The organism is Pseudomonas sp. zfem001, from assembly GCF_032621725.1.
GTDB classification, from domain to species: Bacteria; Pseudomonadota; Gammaproteobacteria; order Pseudomonadales; family Pseudomonadaceae; genus Aquipseudomonas; species Aquipseudomonas sediminis.
Genome location: NZ_JAVYJI010000001.1, coordinates 558,351 through 574,910, shown reverse-complemented (window position 1 = coordinate 574,910; position 16,560 = coordinate 558,351). Strand labels below are relative to the sequence as shown.

Here is a 16,560-nt window from a genome sequence, read left to right as displayed (position 1 = left end):
TGTTGTTTTTGTGAGTCGGGCAGACGAGGTATCAGCGTTTCGGGAACAGCGTGTTGGCGACAATCTCCGTGGCCAGCAAACGGGCCGCGTTGTGGCCGATACCGGCGACCGTGATCTGTGGGTGATGGATCGGCACCCCCCACTTGCTGGAAAGGAAGGCTTCGTAGCGCAGGTAGTTGAGCTGGCGCTCGACCCGATGTGCGCCCTGCATGTTGGCGCCGCAGGTGCGATCCAGTACGCGGTGCCACGGGTCGTTGTCGCGCTCACCGACCATGAAGGTCACGTCGCGAGCGGCGTAACGGCGAAACAGCTGCTCGGCGCCGAGGTTCTGCCGGGTCAGATAGAAGGGTGCGCGATCCAGGCCATAGCGATAGCGGCTGAAGCTCGGGCACATGACTGTGCGCACTGGCTTGAACGAACCATCCTGCAGGCGGCTGTCTTCGATGTAGACATAGGAAGACGGAGCGGAAATGGCGTAGCGAACCTTGATCCCGGTAGTGGCGAGGCGCTCATCGCCGTCGCCGAGAATGCTGTAGCGCTGCATCAGCTGGCCACCGGCGGAGTGACCGATCAAAACGACTTCCTTCATTGCCGGGAAACGCTGGCGGTCGGCCAGGTACAGCAGCAGATCATCCAACACGGCGAAGGCGTCGATACCGCGGCGACCTTTGCTCGATGCGGTGCCATGCATCCATTTGTCACGTGCCCACAGCGGCATGTCACTACCGGCGCGGCTGTCCTCGGCGGTAAGGAAATTCAATGACAGCAGCAGGGTGTCGTTGGCGTCGAATCCGGCTTTTTTCAGCAGGCTCTGACCGTATTGGTAGTAGTCGTCGGCGTTACGACGCACACCGTGGATCACCACCACGGCACGTGAGGCCGGGCTGGCACCATTCAGGTCGGCATTGGCGAAGGCGAGGAAGTTGTAGGGCTCGTTCTGGCCCAGGCGCAGCAGTTGCTGGTTGGCGCTGGCGAGGCCGCAGTACAAGGCGCTGGTCAGTAAAGCGATAGCCAGGACGGCCTGTCTGCGGAGGTTCGGGACTCGCTTGAGCAGAGAACCCAGGGGCCAGAGAACGTCGTACGGCATATTCCACCTCGGCAGAGAGCGCGGCACACCTGCACAAGGCATTGGCATGTCGCTAAGTCGTACCCGCTGGTTGGCAGCGCAGGTCGACCTGATTGATTGGAGTTATGGCGACGATGCTAACAGCGGTTTTTCACTAGATAAAATATCTTGAAAATAGCCATTCAATACTTTTTGAATATTGAATGATGAAAGCTGCATACGTTGGGCGTAGCACGTGTAGGGTGCGCTGTGCGCACCAGTCGTTGGGGCAATCTCGAAGCTTGCGGTTGGTTCGGTGCGCACGGCGCACCCTACCGGCAGCGGCGGTCGGTAAGATCTTTTTGGTACTTTTAAGGTATTGACTGGATATTTTTAATATATTTCATATCTCTCATGTATGCCGCTAGCATCGGTGGGCTGCTGCTTTTCAAGGCAGCCGAGCCCTCACTGATACCGAGCGGAACTGAAAACCATGAGAACAAGAAAGACTCTGCTTCACCTCGCCGTTGTCTATGCGCTGTTTGCTTCATCCAGCGCCCTGGCGGCCAACACTGCCGAACTGCCTTGCCGCACCACTGCCGAATGCGCTGAGCAGGCGCGCAAGATCGGCGCGACGGTGGACAAGTCGGCGCTCAAGGGCGGCGCCTACGAAAGCCAGTTCTCCTGGTTGAACCGCATCAACAAGGCATCGATCGTCATGTTGACCGAGGAGGGCATCGTTTCCGCTCCTCAGGGTCGACGCATCGCCGGTGGCGTGCAGCATGTGATCGATCAGGCTGCTCAGCCCGACGGCAAGAGTCCCAGTGACGTGCTGCAGGTCGAGCAGATCATGATCGACAAGATCGGTCCTGAAGCCTCGCTGATTCATTCCGGGCGCAGCCGCCAGGACATGTACGCCACCTATCGCCTGGCCGTGCTGCGTGCCCAGGTGCTGGACTACAGCGATGCGCTCAATTCGTCGCGCGCCCGCCTGCTGAAGATCGCCGGCGACAACGTCGACACCTTGATTCCGGCCTACACCAACGGTGTGCAGGCCATGCCGATCAGCTACGCGCACTACCTGCTGGCATTCGAAGCGGCTTTCGAGCGCGATGCGCAGCGCATCCATGAACTCTATGCACGCCTGAACCTGAGCCCGATGGGCACCGCGGTGCTGGCCAACTCCGGCTGGCCGCTGAACCGTGAGCGTCTGGCCACGCTGCTGGGCTTTGATGGCGTGCGCGAGAACTCGCTGGATTCCAGCCAGGTATCGACCTTCGACATTCCTCTGGAAGCGGCGGGCATCGCTTCGTCCTCGGCCATCCGCGTCGGTGCGCTGATCGGCGATATCCACACCCAGTACCACCAGACGCGTCCCTGGCTGCTGCTCGAGGAAGGCTCGACCTACACCAGCAGCGCCATGCCGCAGAAACGCAATCCCGGCCTGCTGATGCGCACCCGTGAGTCGGCCTCCGATGTGGTTGGTTTGGCGGGTGCTACCACTATTCGCGCACACAACGTCACCACCGGCATGACCGACTACAAGGCTGCGTTCGAGGACTTGGGCCTGTTCAAATCGGCCACCGATATGTTCGAGCGCCTGGACATGGTGCTCGATGCGCTGGTGATCAATCCCGAGCGCGCCATGGAAGAGCTCGACGCCGACTGGACGACCTCGATGGAGCTGGCCGATACGCTCGAACGCGAGCACAAGGTGCCGTTCCGCATCGGCCACAGCTTCGCCTCGCTGATCGTTGGTCAGGCGCGTGATCAAGGCCTGCTGCCGAAGGAGTTCCCTTACGCCGACGCGCAGAAGCTCTATACCAAGGCTGCGCAGAAGTACAGCTGGAAGGACCAGAGTTTGCCGCTGAGCGAGAGTGCCTTCCGCGCCACCCTGTCGCCGCGCACCATGGTCGAGACACGCAAGGGCACTGGCGGCCCGCAACCTGCCGAGGTCAAGCGCATGCTGGCCGAGGCCGGCAAGCGTTTGCAGGCGGACAAAAGCTGGATGGGCGAGCGTCGTCAGCAACTGATCAAGGCGGACGAGGCGCTGGACAAGGCCTTCGCCAAGCTCTTGCCAGCTTCCCGCTGATTTCGGGTGGCGAGGCCTTGCGGGCTTCGCTGCTCATTTTCTTCAGGAGCGTGAAAGATGGAACGTGTGCGCCGCTACGCCTTGCTGCTCTGTTCGGTCGTCATGGCCAGCATGGCATTCAGTGACGCAGTGGCGCGTCGTTCCGACTCCAGCGCTCCGGTTGAAGCAGGGGCGCAGCTCGTGCGGCTCGACGCGGTCGCTGACAGCTTCGCCCTTGCATTGGTGGCCAACGCCGATCTGTACAACCTGCCGAGAGGTATTCGACGCGTAGTCGTGCTTGTCGAGGGCGACTTGAACTCCAGCGAGTCGCAACTGGATGAGCAAGGCGATACGTTGATCCTCGTGCCGCAGTTCAGCGTCGCCGATGGCCGCAAGCGACCTGTGGATCTGCCCGTATGGCACAGCGAGCAGGCCTGGGTTGAGGGTGAGGTGTCGAGTGAAGGGCATGTCGGGCTATCGGCATTCACGGTACTCGATGCATTGGTGAGTTACCTGGGGCGCAGCAGCCATTTTCCGCAATTGCAGGAAGTGGTTTTTGTCGGCCGTGGCACGACGGCCGACCTGGTTGCGCAGCATCGCTTGCGCCCACAGGTAGCCACTTCTTTTCACGTTCGGCACGTGAGTACGCGACTGGCTCGGCACTGATCTCAGCCCAGCCTTTCTCGCAATTTCTGTTTGTCCACCTTGCCATCCCAATGGGCGATGACCACGCAGGCTACGCAGTTGCCCAGCACGTTGGTCACCGAACGACATTTCATCAGACGCTCTACGCCGATCAGGATGCCGATGCTCTCCAGCGGCAGGATATTCAGCACGCTGAGCGTCGCGGTGAGCGTGACGAAGGCCGAACCGGCGACGCTGGTCGAGCCCAGTGAGGTCAACAGGCATACCAGCACGATGGTGCCCAGTTGCAGGACGTCCAGTTCGACGTGAGCCAGTTGTGCGAGAAACACGACGGCCACCGCCAGGTAGAGGTTCGAGCCGTTGAGATTGAAGCTGTAGCCGGCAGTGAGCGTCAGGCGTACGGTCTGGCTGTCGCAACCGGCTGCCTCCAGTTTGTCGATCAGGCGCGGCAGGGCTGCGACCGAAGAGCCTGTCGCGGCCACCAGTAGCAGCTCTTCCTTGACGTAACCGATCAGTCGCCACAATCGACAACCCGCCAGGCGCAGGGCGATGGCCGGTACCAGCAGCAGGTAAACCAGGCAGGCCACATAGGCCACTACCACGAACTTGGCCAACGGCAGCGCCGCTTCCAGTCCGTACTTGCCGATGATGAAGGCGATGGCACCAAACGCCGCCAGTGGCGCGAAGCTGACGATCACTTGCATGGCGCGAAATACCAGCTTCACCGCCTGATCGAGCCGCTGCGTCAGGCGTTGCCCCGGTGCGCCACTGCGACCGAGCAGCAGGCCGCAGATGACGGCAACCAGCAGCACCTTGAGGATGAAACTCTGTTCGAGCGAATCGAGCAGCAGGCCCGGAAGTTGAGAGAAGAATGGGCCACTTGTGGTTTCAATCGTCGCCCAGTCGCTACCCATGTGGTGCAGGCCGCCGCCTGGGTGCAAGAGCAGGGCCACGAGCAAGCCGGTCAGCAGCGACAGCAGTGACATCAACTGCCAGTAACCGACGGCCTTGAGACCCAGGCGCGCGGTGGCGCGGTAGTCGCTAAGGGCGGCGACGCTGGAACAGACCAGGACGAACATCACCACCGGCGCGCACAGACCGATGGCGGAGATGAACAGGTCGCTGAGCGGCTTCATCTCTACCGCCAGATCAGGCCGCCAGACACCCAGCAGGGCGCCGAGAACCAGCGCCAGCAGAAGCAGGGCAATGCCTGTTCGAGAATGCCTGAAGATCATTGGAGCCTGTTTTATTCTTGTTCGTCGTCGCGGCGTCGAGGCCGCGCGTGAGCGTTCATCCTACCCCATCGGCACGCGGATTCGGTATCGTGTGCCGGCCTGATCAACCTTCTAAGGGCCTGCATGGAACTTCGTCATCTGCGCTACTTCGTCATGGTTGCCGAAGAAAAGCATTTCACCCGCGCTGCGGCCCGTCTGAACATGCAGCAGCCGCCGTTGAGCCAGCAGATCCGGGCGCTGGAGCAGGAGCTTGGCTTCGACCTGTTCATCCGCCATGCCAAGGGCGTCGACCTCACCGTCGGTGGCGAGGTGTTCCTGCGCGAGTCGCGCGATATTCTCCAGCGGGTATCGCAGGGCGCATTGAAGGCGGCGCGTACGGCCAAAGGCATCGAGGGGCGCCTGAGCGTCGGTTTCACCAGTTCGGCGGCCTCGCATCCGCTGATTCCACGGATCATCCGGCGCTATCGGGATCTGTATCCGGGTGTCGATATCGGCCTCAACGAAGGCAACGCACAGGAGCTGACCGACGATGTCAGCGGCGGCGATGTGGATGTCGGCATCCTGCGGGCGCCGGTGGGTAACCCTCAGGGCGTCGCCTATCACCGTCTGCTCAACGAAGAGCTGGTGCTCACCTTGCCGGTCGGGCATCGGCTGCTGGTGGGCAAGGGCGCGGTTTCGTTGAAGGATCTGGCTGGCGAACCGTTGATTCTGGTGCGCCGCCCCGGTGCGCCGGGGATGTACGCCAATTTCCTGCAAGCTTGTCGCAATGCTGGGTTCGAGCCGCATGTGGCGTTCGAGGTGGAGCGCATGCTGACCAACGTCAGCCTGGTGGCCGCTGGTGCCGGGGTTTCGGTGGTGCCGGCATCGATGCGCGGCTTCCACGAGCACAGTGTGGCCTATCGCTCGATTCGCGACGCCAAACCGCGCCTGGTCGCGCCGATCACCCTGGTCTGCCGTGAGTTGCACCAGTCACCGCAGGTGGCCAATTTCATCGCCCTGGCTCGGGAGTTGGGCAGCGATTACCGCAAGGAGCCGCACTGAGAGGTCAGCGTGTGCTGAGGCATTGCCAGTCTTCCTGAGTATCGACGTCCTGCAGCACACCAGGGTCGTCCAGTTCCACGATGCGCACGGCGTCGGGGTTCTGCTGCAGCACTGGCTTGGCGCCGGCATCGCCGCTCAGCGCCGCGAGCTGCGGCCAGAAATCGCGGCCGAACAGCACCGGATGACCGCGCTTGCCCTGATAGCTGGGCAGCACGATGTTGTTCGCGCTGGAGTGGGCGATCAGGGTTTCCAGGCTGTCCCGATGTATCGACGGCATATCGGCGAGAAAGATCGCCACGACGTCAGCGTTGGATTCGGCCAGTAGACACTCGGCACCTGCCGCCAGGCTGTGGCCCATGCCCTCGGCTGTTAGCGGATGCTGGACGAGCTTGATGCTGACGGGTAATCCCAGCTCCGCGATGGACTCGTCCGGGCGCAACACCAGCCAGATTTCTTCGAGCATTGAGAAGGGCAGCTCCAGGCTGGCGGCGAGCAGTGAGCGCCCGTCGCTGAGTGTTGCTCGCCGCTTGTCGCCGCCGAAGCGGCGGCTGTAGCCGGCCGCCAGCATCAGCGCTGCGACGCTCTGGATTGCGAGCTCGCTGGCCATGCTCAGCCAGCCAACCCCGCCGCCTTGGCGCGCGCGGCGTGGAGCTTCTTGTAGCTGTCGATCAGGCGCAGGTGCTTGTCCAGGCCTTCGAGCTGCATGCTGGTTGGGGTCAGGCCATGGAAGCGCACGCTGCCGTCCACCGAGCCGATCACCGCGTCCATGCGCTCGCTGCCGAACATGCGCCGCAGGTTGTGCTCGTAGTTGGCCAGCTCAAGCTCGTCGTCCAGCTGGATCTCCAGCACGGCGTTGACCGCCTGGTAGAACAGGCCGCGCTCGACGGTGTTGTCGTTGTACTGCAGGAAGGCCTCGACCAGTTCCTTGGCGTCGTCGTATTTCTTCAGCGCCAGGTTGATCAGCAGCTTCAGCTCAAGAATGGTCAGCTGGCCCCACACCGTGTTGTCGTCGAACTCGACGCCGATCAGTGTGGTGATATCGGTGTAGTCGTCGACCTCGGCGTTGTTGAGGTTGCGCAGCAGCGATTTCAGCTCACGGTCGCTCAGGGCGTGCAGGTTGAGGATGTCCTTGCGAAACAGCAGCGCCTTGTTGGTGTTGTCCCAGATCAGATCCTCGACCGGGTAGATCTCCGAGTAACCCGGCACCAGGATGCGGCAGGCGTTGGCGCCAAGGTCGTCGTAGGTGGCGACGTAGACTTCCTTGCCCATGTCTTCGAGGATGCCGAACAGGGTCGCGGCTTCCTGTTCATTAGAATCTGCGCCCTGGCCGGAGAAGTCCCACTCGACGAATTCGAAGTCCGGCGTGGCGCCGAAGAAGCGCCACGACACCACGCCGCTGGAGTCGATGAAGTGCTCGACGAAGTTGTTCGGCTCGGTCAGCGCCAGGCTGTCGAAGGTCGGTTGCGGCAGGTCGTTGAGACCCTCGAAGCTGCGCCCCTGCAGCAGCTCGGTGAGGCTGCGCTCCAGCGCCACCTCCAGGCTCGGGTGCGCGCCGAAGGAGGCGAACACGCCGCCGGTGCGCGGGTTCATCAGGGTCACGCACATCACCGGGAATTCACCACCCAGCGAGGCATCTTTCACCAGCACCGGGAAGCCTTGTTCCTCCAGGCCCTTAATGCCGGCGACGATGCCCGGGTACTTGGCCAGTACATCCTGGGGCACGTCCGGCAGGCACAGCTCGCCTTCGAGGATTTCGCGTTTGACTGCCCGCTCGAAGATTTCAGACAGGCACTGCACCTGCGCCTCGGCCAGGGTGTTGCCGGCGCTCATGCCGTTGGACAGATACAGGTTCTCGATCAGGTTGGACGGGAAGTACACCGTCTCGCCGTCGGACTGACGCACGAACGGCAGCGAGCAGATGCCGCGCACCGTGTTGCCGGAGTTGGTGTCGTACAGGTGCGAGCCACGCAGCTCACCATCCGGGTTGTAGATAGCCAGACAGTGCACGTCGAGAATCTCTTCGGGCAGCGCATCCTTCGGGCCCGGCTTGAACCAGCGCTCGTTGGGGTAATGGACGAACTCGGCGCTCGCGATGTCCTCGCCCCAGAACTGGTCGTTGTAGAAGAAGTTGCAGTTCAGCCGTTCGATGAACTCGCCCAGCGCCGAGGCCAGGGCGCTTTCCTTGGTCGCACCCTTGCCGTTGGTGAAGCACAGGTTCGACTGCGCGTCGCGAATGTGCAGCGACCAGACGTTGGGCACGATGTTGCGCCAGGAGGCGATCTCGATCTTCATCCCCAGATCCGCGAGGATGCCCGACATGTTGGCGATGGTCTGCTCCAGCGGCAGATCCTTGCCCGGGATGTAGGTGGTGGTGTCACTCACCGGCATCAGCAGCGCCTGGGCGTCGGCGTCGAGGTTTTCCACCTCTTCGATGATGAACTCGGGGCCCTGCTGCACCACCTTCTTCACGGTGCAGCGGTCGATGGAGCGCAGGATGCCTAAGCGATCCTTCTCGGAAATGTCCGCCGGCAGCTCGACCTGGATCTTGAAGATCTGCGCGTAGCGGTTCTCCGGGTCGACGATGTTGTTCTGCGACAGGCGAATGTTCTCGGTGGGAATGTCGCGCGTCTGGCAGTACAGCTTGACGAAGTATGCCGCGCACAACGCCGAGGAAGCCAGGAAATAGTCGAACGGCCCCGGCGCCGAGCCATCGCCCTTGTAGCGGATCGGCTGATCGGCGATCACCGTGAAGTCATCGAACTTGGCTTCGAGGCGAAGGTTGTCGAGAAAGTTGACCTTGATTTCCATGGGGCAATACCAGCGAGCGAAACAAAATGGCCGCCATTATCCGGGTTTTCGGCGGCCTGTCTTGCTCGGTGGCTGCTGATGAAAGCGCGTCGGACCAGCGGCCTCCATGGCGTAGGCCCGGATAGCGGCTCAGCTTTCGAGTTCGGTGGGATTGCTGGTGCCGATGGAGGTATAGCTCGGCCATTGCCGCAGCAGGGTTTCGACGAACTGTTCGGCTGCCGGTGACAGTGAAGAACCACGGCGGCGCACCAGACCCAGAGTACGGCTGATTACCGGATCGACCAGCGGCCGGCTGACCAGAATCGGATGATCTTCGGCCGGCATCGCCAGGCTGGGCAGGGCGGCGATGCCCAGGCCGGCCTCGACCATACCGAGTGAAGTCGACAGGTGCTGCACCTCGTAGAACCAGCTTGGGCGCCAGTCGAGATGGGCCAGGCCGTGATCGAGCAGCACGCGGTTGCCACTGAGACGGCCGACGCCGATCAGGCGGTAGTCGCTGAGCTCGCGCCAGGCCACTTCCGAGCGTTTGGCCAGGGGATGATCGCGCCGGCAGGCGAGCACGAAAGGCTCGTTGACCAGCGGCGTGAAGTCGATTTCCGCGCTCTGCCCGCTCTGCATGTTGATGCCGAAATCCGCCTCGCCACGTATCACCGCTTCCAGCCCTTCATGGGCACTGAGGTCGAGGATACGGATGCGGATCTTCGGGTACTGCAGGTTGAAGGCGCGGATCACCGTCGGCAGGAAATAGAAGGCGGCCGTCGGGATGCAGGCGAGGGTGACCTGGCCGGACTGGCGCTCGGCCAGTTCGCGGATGCCGAGGATCGAGCGCTCGAAGTCGTCCAGCAGGCGCTGTGCCTTGGGCAGAAAATCCCGGCCCACGGCCGTCAGGCTGACACGGCGCGTGGTGCGATCCAGCAGCTGCGTGCCGAGGCTTTCCTCCAGCTTCTGCATGCGCCGGGTCAGTGCCGGCTGGGACAGGTGGATGGCGTTGGCGGCCTCGTGAAAGTTGCCGAACTCGGCGATTTTCACGAAAGCACGAATATCTTGCAGTTCGTAATTCATGCGCTTGGGTTATCAGTCGTGCGTATTTTTGTTTGAAAGTTACCAATGAACCCTAGTCTTTCCGTTTCCGGCTGGCAAGCAGGGAAATACGAGCGTGCATTAATGCGTTAAATGGAATAAATATTGAAATATATGCATTTTACAGAATAAAAGTTCGCTCCTCATAATCGACGCAAAGCAACAATCATTGGTTTTATTGCGTTGGAGGCATCATGCGGACGGTACCTTGTGTACTCATGCGAGGCGGTACTTCGAAAGGGCCGGTCTTTCTGGCCAATCATCTGCCCACGGACCCGCAACAGCGCGACGAGGTACTGCTGAGCCTGATGGGCTCCGGCCATGAGCTGGAAATCGACGGTATCGGTGGTGGCAGCCCGCAGACCAGCAAGGTGGCGATCGTCAGTCGCTCGCCGCATCCGGACGCCGATGTCGACTATCTGTTCGTGCAGGTCATGGTCACCCAGCGCCGTGTCGACACCGCACCCAATTGCGGCAACATGCTCTGCGCCATCGGTCCTTTCGCCATCGAGCATGGCCTGGTCAATGCCGGCTCGCCGATGACGCGGGTGCGCATTCGCAACCTCAACACCAACACCTTCGTCGACTCCGACGTAATGACCCCAAACGGTCGCGTGCGCTACGACGGCGACACCGCCATCGACGGCGTGCCCGGTACTGCCGCGCCGATAAAACTGACTTTCCTCAATGCCGCTGGTGCCAAGACCGGTCGCCTGCTGCCCACAGGCCGCGTACGTGACGAGTTCGACGGTGTCGTGACGACCTGTATCGACATGGCCATGCCCATGGTGCTGATGCATGCCGAGGCGTTGGGCAAGACCGGCTACGAGTCTCCTGCCGAGCTGGATGCCGACAGCGCGTTTCTCCAGCGCCTGGAGCGCATTCGCCTGCAGGCCGGCCTGGCCATGGGGCTTGGTGACGTGTCGCAGATGGTCATTCCCAAGCCGGTGCTGCTGGCTCCTGCACGCCATGGCGGCACGCTGAGCGTGCGCTATTTCATGCCGCATACCTGCCACCGCTCGGTCGCTGCCACCGGTGCCATCGGCCTGGCCACGGCCTGCGCGCTACCCGGCAGCGTCGCCCATGACGTCGCGCCCATCGAAGGCGAGGCGCTGGTACGCCTGGAGCATCCGGGCGGTCAGATCGAGGTTTCCCTGCAGCCTGCCGCCGATGGCGACCCCGAGAAGCTGCGCGCCTCGCTGGTGCGCACGGCCCGTCGTCTGTTCTCGGGCGAGGTGTACATCCCCAGCCTGCGGCGCACCGGCACCTGATTTCGCTTCACTACAACCACACCCGTAGGGCCAATCACAATGACAAGAAAAAAATCCCTTAGCTGCTCCGTCGTCGGTATTACGGTCATGGCACTGCCTGCAGTTGGTGCCAACGCTGCCGGTTTCATCGAGGACAGCAAGGCCAGCCTGGAGCTGCGCAACTTCTACCTCAATCGTGATTTTCGCGAGAATGCCGGGCAGAACAAGCGCGAAGAGTGGGCGCAGGGCTTCATCCTCAACCTGGATTCCGGCTACACCCAGGGCACCGTGGGCTTCGGTGTCGATGCCATCGGCATGCTGGGTCTGAAACTCGACTCCTCGCCTGATCGCAGCGGCACCGACCTGTTGCCGCGCGACAGCAAGAATCGCCCCGAGGACGACTACAGCAAGCTCGGCGTGACCGGCAAGGTGCGTTTTGCCGAGAGCCAGCTGCGCGTGGGTACGCTGCTGCCGAAGATGCCTTATCTGCAGCACAGCAACGCGCGTCTGCTGCCGCAGGTGTTCGAGGGTTGGCAGGTGCAGAGCAAGGATCTCGAGCGCGCCACTTTCACCCTGGGCGAGATCGACCGTGTGGTGCAGCGCAGCGTGTCCGGCTCCGAGAAGCTGGCCCTGAACAACAAGAACGGCCGATTCGGCCGTAGCCCCGAAAGCGACGAGCTGCGCTTCGCTGGTGTCGATTACGCGATCAACCCGCAGTTGCTCGCCAGCTATCACTATGCCGAGCTGAGCGATGTCTATCGCCAGCATTTCCTCGGCCTGCAACATACCCTGGCGCTGGGGCCTGGCAAGCTGAAAAGCGATCTGCGTTATTTCAACAACAGCGAGGCCGGAAAGGAGCTGGTTGGAGATATCGACAACCGGGTCATCAACGGCATGTTCACCTACAGCGTTGCTGGCCATGCTCTGGGCCTGGCTTACCAGAAGATGCTTGGTGAAGATGGCTTCACCTATGTGGACGGTGCTACGCCTTACCTGACCAACTTCCTGCAGATCAACGATTTCGCCGGTCCCGACCAGCGCTCCTGGCAACTGCGCTACGACTTCGACTTCGCCAGTGTCGGTGTTCCGGGCCTTAAATTCATGACTCGCTACGTGCGTGGCGACCAGGTCGATCTCGCCGCAGGCGAGGGTCGTGAATGGGAGCGCAACACCGATATCGCCTACACCTTCGGTCAGGGTGCCCTGAAGAATCTGACCGTGACCTGGCGCAACGCGACTTACCGCTCCAGCTTCGTCCGTGATCTGGACGAGAATCGCCTGATCCTGAGTTACATCGTGCCGCTGTGGTAACCCAGCGCCCTTGCCGACAAATCTAATAAGAGGAACCCACCATGATCACTCGCTCCATTCGCCGTATCCTGCCGCTTTCCCTGGCTGCGCTGCTGGCCAGCGCCTCCGCTATGGCCAATGAACCGGCGCGTCCGGAATGCATCGCCCCGAGCAAACCGGGCGGTGGTTTCGACCTGACCTGCAAGCTGGCTCAGGCCGGTTTCAAGGATGAAGGCCTGCTCAAATCGCCGATGCGTGTGACCTACATGCCGGGCGGTATCGGCGCCGTGGCCTATAACTCGATCGCCGCCAACCGCCGTGCCGAACCTGGCACCCTGGTGGCCTTCTCGGGCGCCTCGCTGCTCAACCTGGCCCTGGGTAAATACGGCCGATTCGATGAAAACGCCGTGAAGTGGCTGGCCGTGATCGGCAATGACTACGGCACCCTGGCTGTACGCGAGGATTCGCCCTACAAGAACCTCGATGATGTGGTGCAAGCCCTGAAGAAAGACCCGAAAAGCATCGTCGTCGGTGGCGGCGGCAGCATCGGCGGGCAGGGCTGGATGAAGATCGCGCTGTTGGCCCGCGCTGCCGGTGTCAATCCGCGCGACCTGCGCTACGCAGCCTTCGAAGGCGGCTCCGAGCACTACATGGCGCTGATGGGCAAGCACGTCGACCTGGTTACCGGCAGCGCCAGCGAGATCCGTGCGCAGCATGGCAACAAGATCCGCACCCTGGCGATCTTCAGTGAGGAGCGTCTGGGTGGCGATCTGGCCTCCATCCCCACCGCGCGCGAGCAGGGCTACGAAATTCAGTGGCCGTTGATCCGGGGTTATTTCCTTGGCCCGGACGTAAAGGAGGAAGACGTCGCCTGGTGGCACGCGCAGTTCGACAAGCTCAATGCCTCCAAGGACTTCCAGACCTACCTGGCTGACCGTGACGTACTGCCTGATTACGTGACCGGTCCGGCGCTGGAGCAACTGGTCAAGGCGCAAGTGCAGGAATACCGAAAGCTGGGCGAAGAGTTCGGCCTGGTTGAGTGATAGTCCTATGCGCCGCCTCTGCGCGGCGCATCGCTGCGGAGCAACACCATGCATGATCGTATCTTTGCGGGGGTGACCCTGCTGCTTTGCTGCATCCTGGGTTTTTTCGCCTGGGGTTACAGCGCCCCGTTTTCCTACGAACCGGTCGGGCCCAAGGCCTTCCCGTTGCTGCTGTTACTGCTGATCGCCTTTGCTTGCCTGCAACTGCTGCTCAAGCCAGCCGGTGATGCGCAGAGTGAAGAGCCGCCCCTGAACCGTGAAGTGATGGTCAAGGCGCTGGTCTTTCTCGGCCTGATGATCGGCTATGCCGCGCTTTTCGAAACCATCGGTTTCATCCCCGCCAGCGTGCTGTTCGGCATCGGCATGGCGCGTCTGTATGGCGGCAGTTGGCTGCACAGCCTGATCAGCGGCGTGGTGTTGGCCATCGGCCTCTACCTGCTGTTCGACAGGGCACTGGCCGTACCGCTGCCGCTTGGCATTCTTTCAACCCTGGAGAGCTGAACCCATGGATACTCTCGGTTATCTCAGCCATGGCTTCGGCGTGGCGCTGAGCCCCTACAACCTGGTCACGGCCCTGTGCGGGACCCTGATCGGTACCGTCGTTGGCCTGCTGCCGGGGCTTGGCCCGATCAACGGTGTGGCCCTGCTGATTCCCGTTGCCTTCGCATTGGGGCTGCCGCCGGAAACCGCCTTGATCCTGCTGGCGGCTGTGTACCTGGGCTGCGAATACGGCGGTCGTATTTCCTCGATTCTGCTGAACATTCCGGGTGAGGCATCCGCCGTGATGACCACCCTCGATGGCTACCCACTCGCCCGCCAGGGCCAGGCCGGCGTCGCGCTGTCCCTGTCGGCCTGGAGCTCGTTCATCGGTGGCCTGATCGCGACCGTCGGTGTCGTGCTATTCGCACCGTTGCTGGCCAAGTGGGCGGTGGCATTCGGCCCCGCTGAATATTTCGTGCTGATGGTCTTCGCCATCACCTGCCTGGCCGGCATGGCTGGCAATAAACCCCTTAAAACTGCCGTTGCGGCGCTGATCGGCCTGCTGCTGTCGTGCGTGGGCATCGACGCCAACAGTGGCGTCTATCGCTTCACCTTCGGCAGCCTGGGGCTGGCCGATGGCATCCAGTTCGTGGTGCTGGTGCTGGGGCTGTTCTCGGTCAGTGAGCTGTTGGTGCTGCTCGAACGTACCCATCACGGGCAGAAGGCGATCAAGGCCAGCGGACGCATGCTGTTCAATATGAAGGAGGGCGGCTTCGTACTCGCCACCAACCTGCGTAGCGGCGTGGTCGGCTTCGTCCTCGGCGTACTGCCGGGTGCAGGCGCGACCCTGGCCAGTGCGGTGTCGTACATGAGCGAAAAGCGCATGGCAGTGAAGGACAACAAGTTCGGCAACGGCGACCTGCGCGGCCTGGCCGCACCGGAAACCGCCAACAGCGCCGCTGCCTGCGGCTCCATGGTGCCGATGCTGACCCTCGGTGTACCAGGCTCGGGCACCACGGCGGTGATGCTCGGCGCCCTGACGCTGTACAACATCACCCCGGGGCCGTTGCTGTTCCAGAATCAGCCGGACATCGTCTGGGGCCTGATCGCCTCGCTGTTCGTCGCCAACGTCATGCTGATCATCATGAACGTGCCGATGATCAAGGTCTTCACCAAGGTGCTGGCCGTGCCTTACTGGGCGCTGGTGCCGGCAGTGGCGATCATCACCGCCATCGGCGTGTATGCGGTGCACGCGACCACCTTCGACCTGTACCTGATGATCGCCATCGGCATCTTCGGCTACGTCCTGCGCAAGCTGGATTTCCCGCTGTCGGCGATCCTGCTCGGTTTCATCCTTGGCGGGATGATGGAGCAAAACCTGCGTCGCGCTCTGTCCCTGTCCAGCGGTGATCTCGGTATCCTGTACGCCAGCCCGATCACCTGGGTGGTCTGGGCGCTGGTGGCAGTGATGATCGTGCTGCCGTTCTGGCGCGCCTGGCGTGCGCGCCGTCAGCAGAGCCCCGTTGCCAGCGAGGCCTGATTCGGAGACTTGGCATGCGTATCGTGATACCGGATGACTATCAGCGCGTCGTTCAACAGCTCGATTGCTTCGGGCTGTTGGAGGGTTTCGATGTTCGCGTGTATCACGATGCCGTCAGTGACCCGGATGTACTGGTCGAGCGCTTCGCCGATGCCGATGCGCTGGTGTTGACCCGCGAGCGCACGCATATCGACGCCGCGCTGCTGGCACGTTTGCCCAATCTGAAGCTGGTCAGCCAGACCGGGCGAGCCGGCCCCCATCTGGATGTGGAGGCTTGCCGCGAGCGCGGTGTGACCGTCGCCGAGGGCACTGGCTCACCCATCGCGGCGGCCGAGCTGACCTGGGCACTGATCCTCAATGCCCGGCGTCAGCTGCGCGAAGCCATGAACGGCCTGTATGCCGGGCACTGGCAGGTCAACCTGGGCCAGCGTCTGTATGGTCAGACGCTGGGCATCTGGGGTTACGGCAAGATCGGCCAGCGCCTGGCACGTTATGCACGTGCATTCGACATGCAGGTGCTGGTGTGGGGCAGCGAGGCCTCGCGCCAGGCCGCCATCGCCGATGGCTACGAGGCCGCATCGACGCGCGAAGCTTTCTTCGAACAGTCCGATATTCTCACTCTGCACCTGCGTCTGGTGCCCGCCACGCGACATTGCGTAAGCGCCGCTGACCTGGCGCGGATGAAGCCTGACGCCCTGCTGGTCAACACCAGTCGCGCCGAACTGATCGCCCCCGGGGCATTGCTCGCTGCGCTGGACCATGGCCGTCCTGGCCAGGCCGCGCTGGACGTGTTCGAGCAGGAGCCGATCCTGCAGGCCGATCACCCGTTGCTGACCCACCCGAAAATCCTCTGCTCGCCGCACCTGGGCTACGTTGAAAAGCACAGTTACGAAGCCTACTTCGGCGAGGCATTCGCCAATGTCAGGGCGTTTGCGGATGCGAGGGCAGCAGGGCGCAAGGCGTCGGATTGCTGAGTTCCCCGTCTCGCGAGTTCTTCGCTGTTCTTGCTGCGCAGTTATTTCTGATCGGCGC

The 16,560-nt window shown here is 62.3% G+C and carries 14 protein-coding genes; 9 read left to right on the top strand and 5 right to left on the bottom strand.

Features of this window, described 5'->3' with window-relative positions:
* Nucleotides 1-31 precede the first annotated feature (31 nt).
* Nucleotides 32-1,087: a hypothetical protein gene (locus RTH74_RS02850; protein ID WP_316913678.1), complete on the bottom strand. Its 1,056-nt coding sequence runs from the start codon at nucleotides 1,085-1,087 to the stop codon at nucleotides 32-34.
* Between the two features lie 451 nt (nucleotides 1,088-1,538).
* On the opposite strand from RTH74_RS02850, the gene RTH74_RS02845 reads away from it, so the two are divergent.
* Together RTH74_RS02845 and RTH74_RS02840 are read left to right on the top strand one after the other, a co-directional pair.
* A complete protein-coding gene (locus tag RTH74_RS02845) occupies nucleotides 1,539-3,137 on the top strand; it encodes an argininosuccinate lyase (protein WP_316913677.1) in 1,599 nt (532 codons plus the stop codon).
* A 57-nt stretch (nucleotides 3,138-3,194) separates the two neighbouring features.
* Nucleotides 3,195-3,782 carry a hypothetical protein gene (locus RTH74_RS02840; protein WP_316913676.1) on the top strand — a complete coding sequence of 196 codons (588 nt, stop codon included), beginning with the start codon at nucleotides 3,195-3,197 and terminating at the stop codon, nucleotides 3,780-3,782.
* Nucleotides 3,783-3,784: 2 nt separating this feature from the next.
* Here the strand turns inward: RTH74_RS02840 and RTH74_RS02835 are convergent, their stop codons facing one another.
* Nucleotides 3,785-4,996 carry a cation:dicarboxylate symporter family transporter gene (locus RTH74_RS02835; protein ID WP_316913675.1) on the bottom strand — a complete coding sequence of 404 codons (1,212 nt, stop codon included), beginning with the start codon at nucleotides 4,994-4,996 and terminating at the stop codon, nucleotides 3,785-3,787.
* 123 nt (nucleotides 4,997-5,119) lie between these two features.
* Here RTH74_RS02835 and RTH74_RS02830 point away from each other — a divergent pair, with 123 nt between their 5' ends.
* Nucleotides 5,120-6,037, top strand: coding sequence for a LysR family transcriptional regulator (locus RTH74_RS02830; protein WP_316913674.1), 918 nt, complete (start codon nucleotides 5,120-5,122; stop codon nucleotides 6,035-6,037).
* Nucleotides 6,038-6,041: 4 nt separating this feature from the next.
* On the opposite strand, the gene RTH74_RS02825 is transcribed toward RTH74_RS02830, so the two are convergent.
* From RTH74_RS02825 to RTH74_RS02815, 3 genes are all read right to left on the bottom strand, one after another.
* Nucleotides 6,042-6,644: a nucleotidyltransferase family protein gene (locus tag RTH74_RS02825; protein WP_316913673.1), complete on the bottom strand. Its 603-nt coding sequence runs from the start codon at nucleotides 6,642-6,644 to the stop codon at nucleotides 6,042-6,044.
* 2 nt (nucleotides 6,645-6,646) lie between these two features.
* Nucleotides 6,647-8,845 carry an OsmC domain/YcaO domain-containing protein gene (locus tag RTH74_RS02820; RefSeq protein WP_316913672.1) on the bottom strand — a complete coding sequence of 733 codons (2,199 nt, stop codon included), beginning with the start codon at nucleotides 8,843-8,845 and terminating at the stop codon, nucleotides 6,647-6,649.
* Between the two features lie 129 nt (nucleotides 8,846-8,974).
* Nucleotides 8,975-9,907, bottom strand: coding sequence for a LysR family transcriptional regulator (locus RTH74_RS02815; protein WP_099522276.1), 933 nt, complete (start codon nucleotides 9,905-9,907; stop codon nucleotides 8,975-8,977).
* A gap of 212 nt (nucleotides 9,908-10,119) precedes the next feature.
* Between RTH74_RS02815 and RTH74_RS02810 the strand changes: the two genes are divergently transcribed.
* From RTH74_RS02810 to RTH74_RS02785, 6 genes are read left to right on the top strand one after another with little or no spacing between them, the layout of a single operon-like run.
* Nucleotides 10,120-11,196 (top strand): 4-oxalomesaconate tautomerase, encoded by a 1,077-nt coding sequence (locus tag RTH74_RS02810; RefSeq protein WP_316913671.1) that lies wholly within the window; start codon nucleotides 10,120-10,122, stop codon nucleotides 11,194-11,196.
* A gap of 39 nt (nucleotides 11,197-11,235) precedes the next feature.
* Nucleotides 11,236-12,486, top strand: a complete 1,251-nt coding sequence (locus RTH74_RS02805) for an OprD family porin (protein ID WP_316913670.1) — start codon at nucleotides 11,236-11,238, stop codon at nucleotides 12,484-12,486.
* Nucleotides 12,487-12,527: 41 nt separating this feature from the next.
* The gene (locus tag RTH74_RS02800; RefSeq protein ID WP_316913669.1) at nucleotides 12,528-13,508 is read left to right on the top strand and encodes a tripartite tricarboxylate transporter substrate-binding protein; all 981 of its coding nucleotides are present in this window, start codon (nucleotides 12,528-12,530) and stop codon (nucleotides 13,506-13,508) included.
* 48 nt (nucleotides 13,509-13,556) lie between these two features.
* Entirely contained in the window at nucleotides 13,557-14,009 is a 453-nt protein-coding gene (locus RTH74_RS02795) for a tripartite tricarboxylate transporter TctB family protein (protein ID WP_045734297.1), read from the top strand.
* Between the two features lie 4 nt (nucleotides 14,010-14,013).
* Complete coding sequence (locus tag RTH74_RS02790) at nucleotides 14,014-15,528, top strand: tripartite tricarboxylate transporter permease (protein ID WP_045734298.1); 1,515 nt, start codon at nucleotides 14,014-14,016, stop codon at nucleotides 15,526-15,528.
* Between the two features lie 14 nt (nucleotides 15,529-15,542).
* A complete protein-coding gene (locus RTH74_RS02785; RefSeq protein WP_316913668.1) occupies nucleotides 15,543-16,502 on the top strand; it encodes a D-2-hydroxyacid dehydrogenase family protein in 960 nt (319 codons plus the stop codon).
* Nucleotides 16,503-16,560 lie beyond the last annotated feature (58 nt).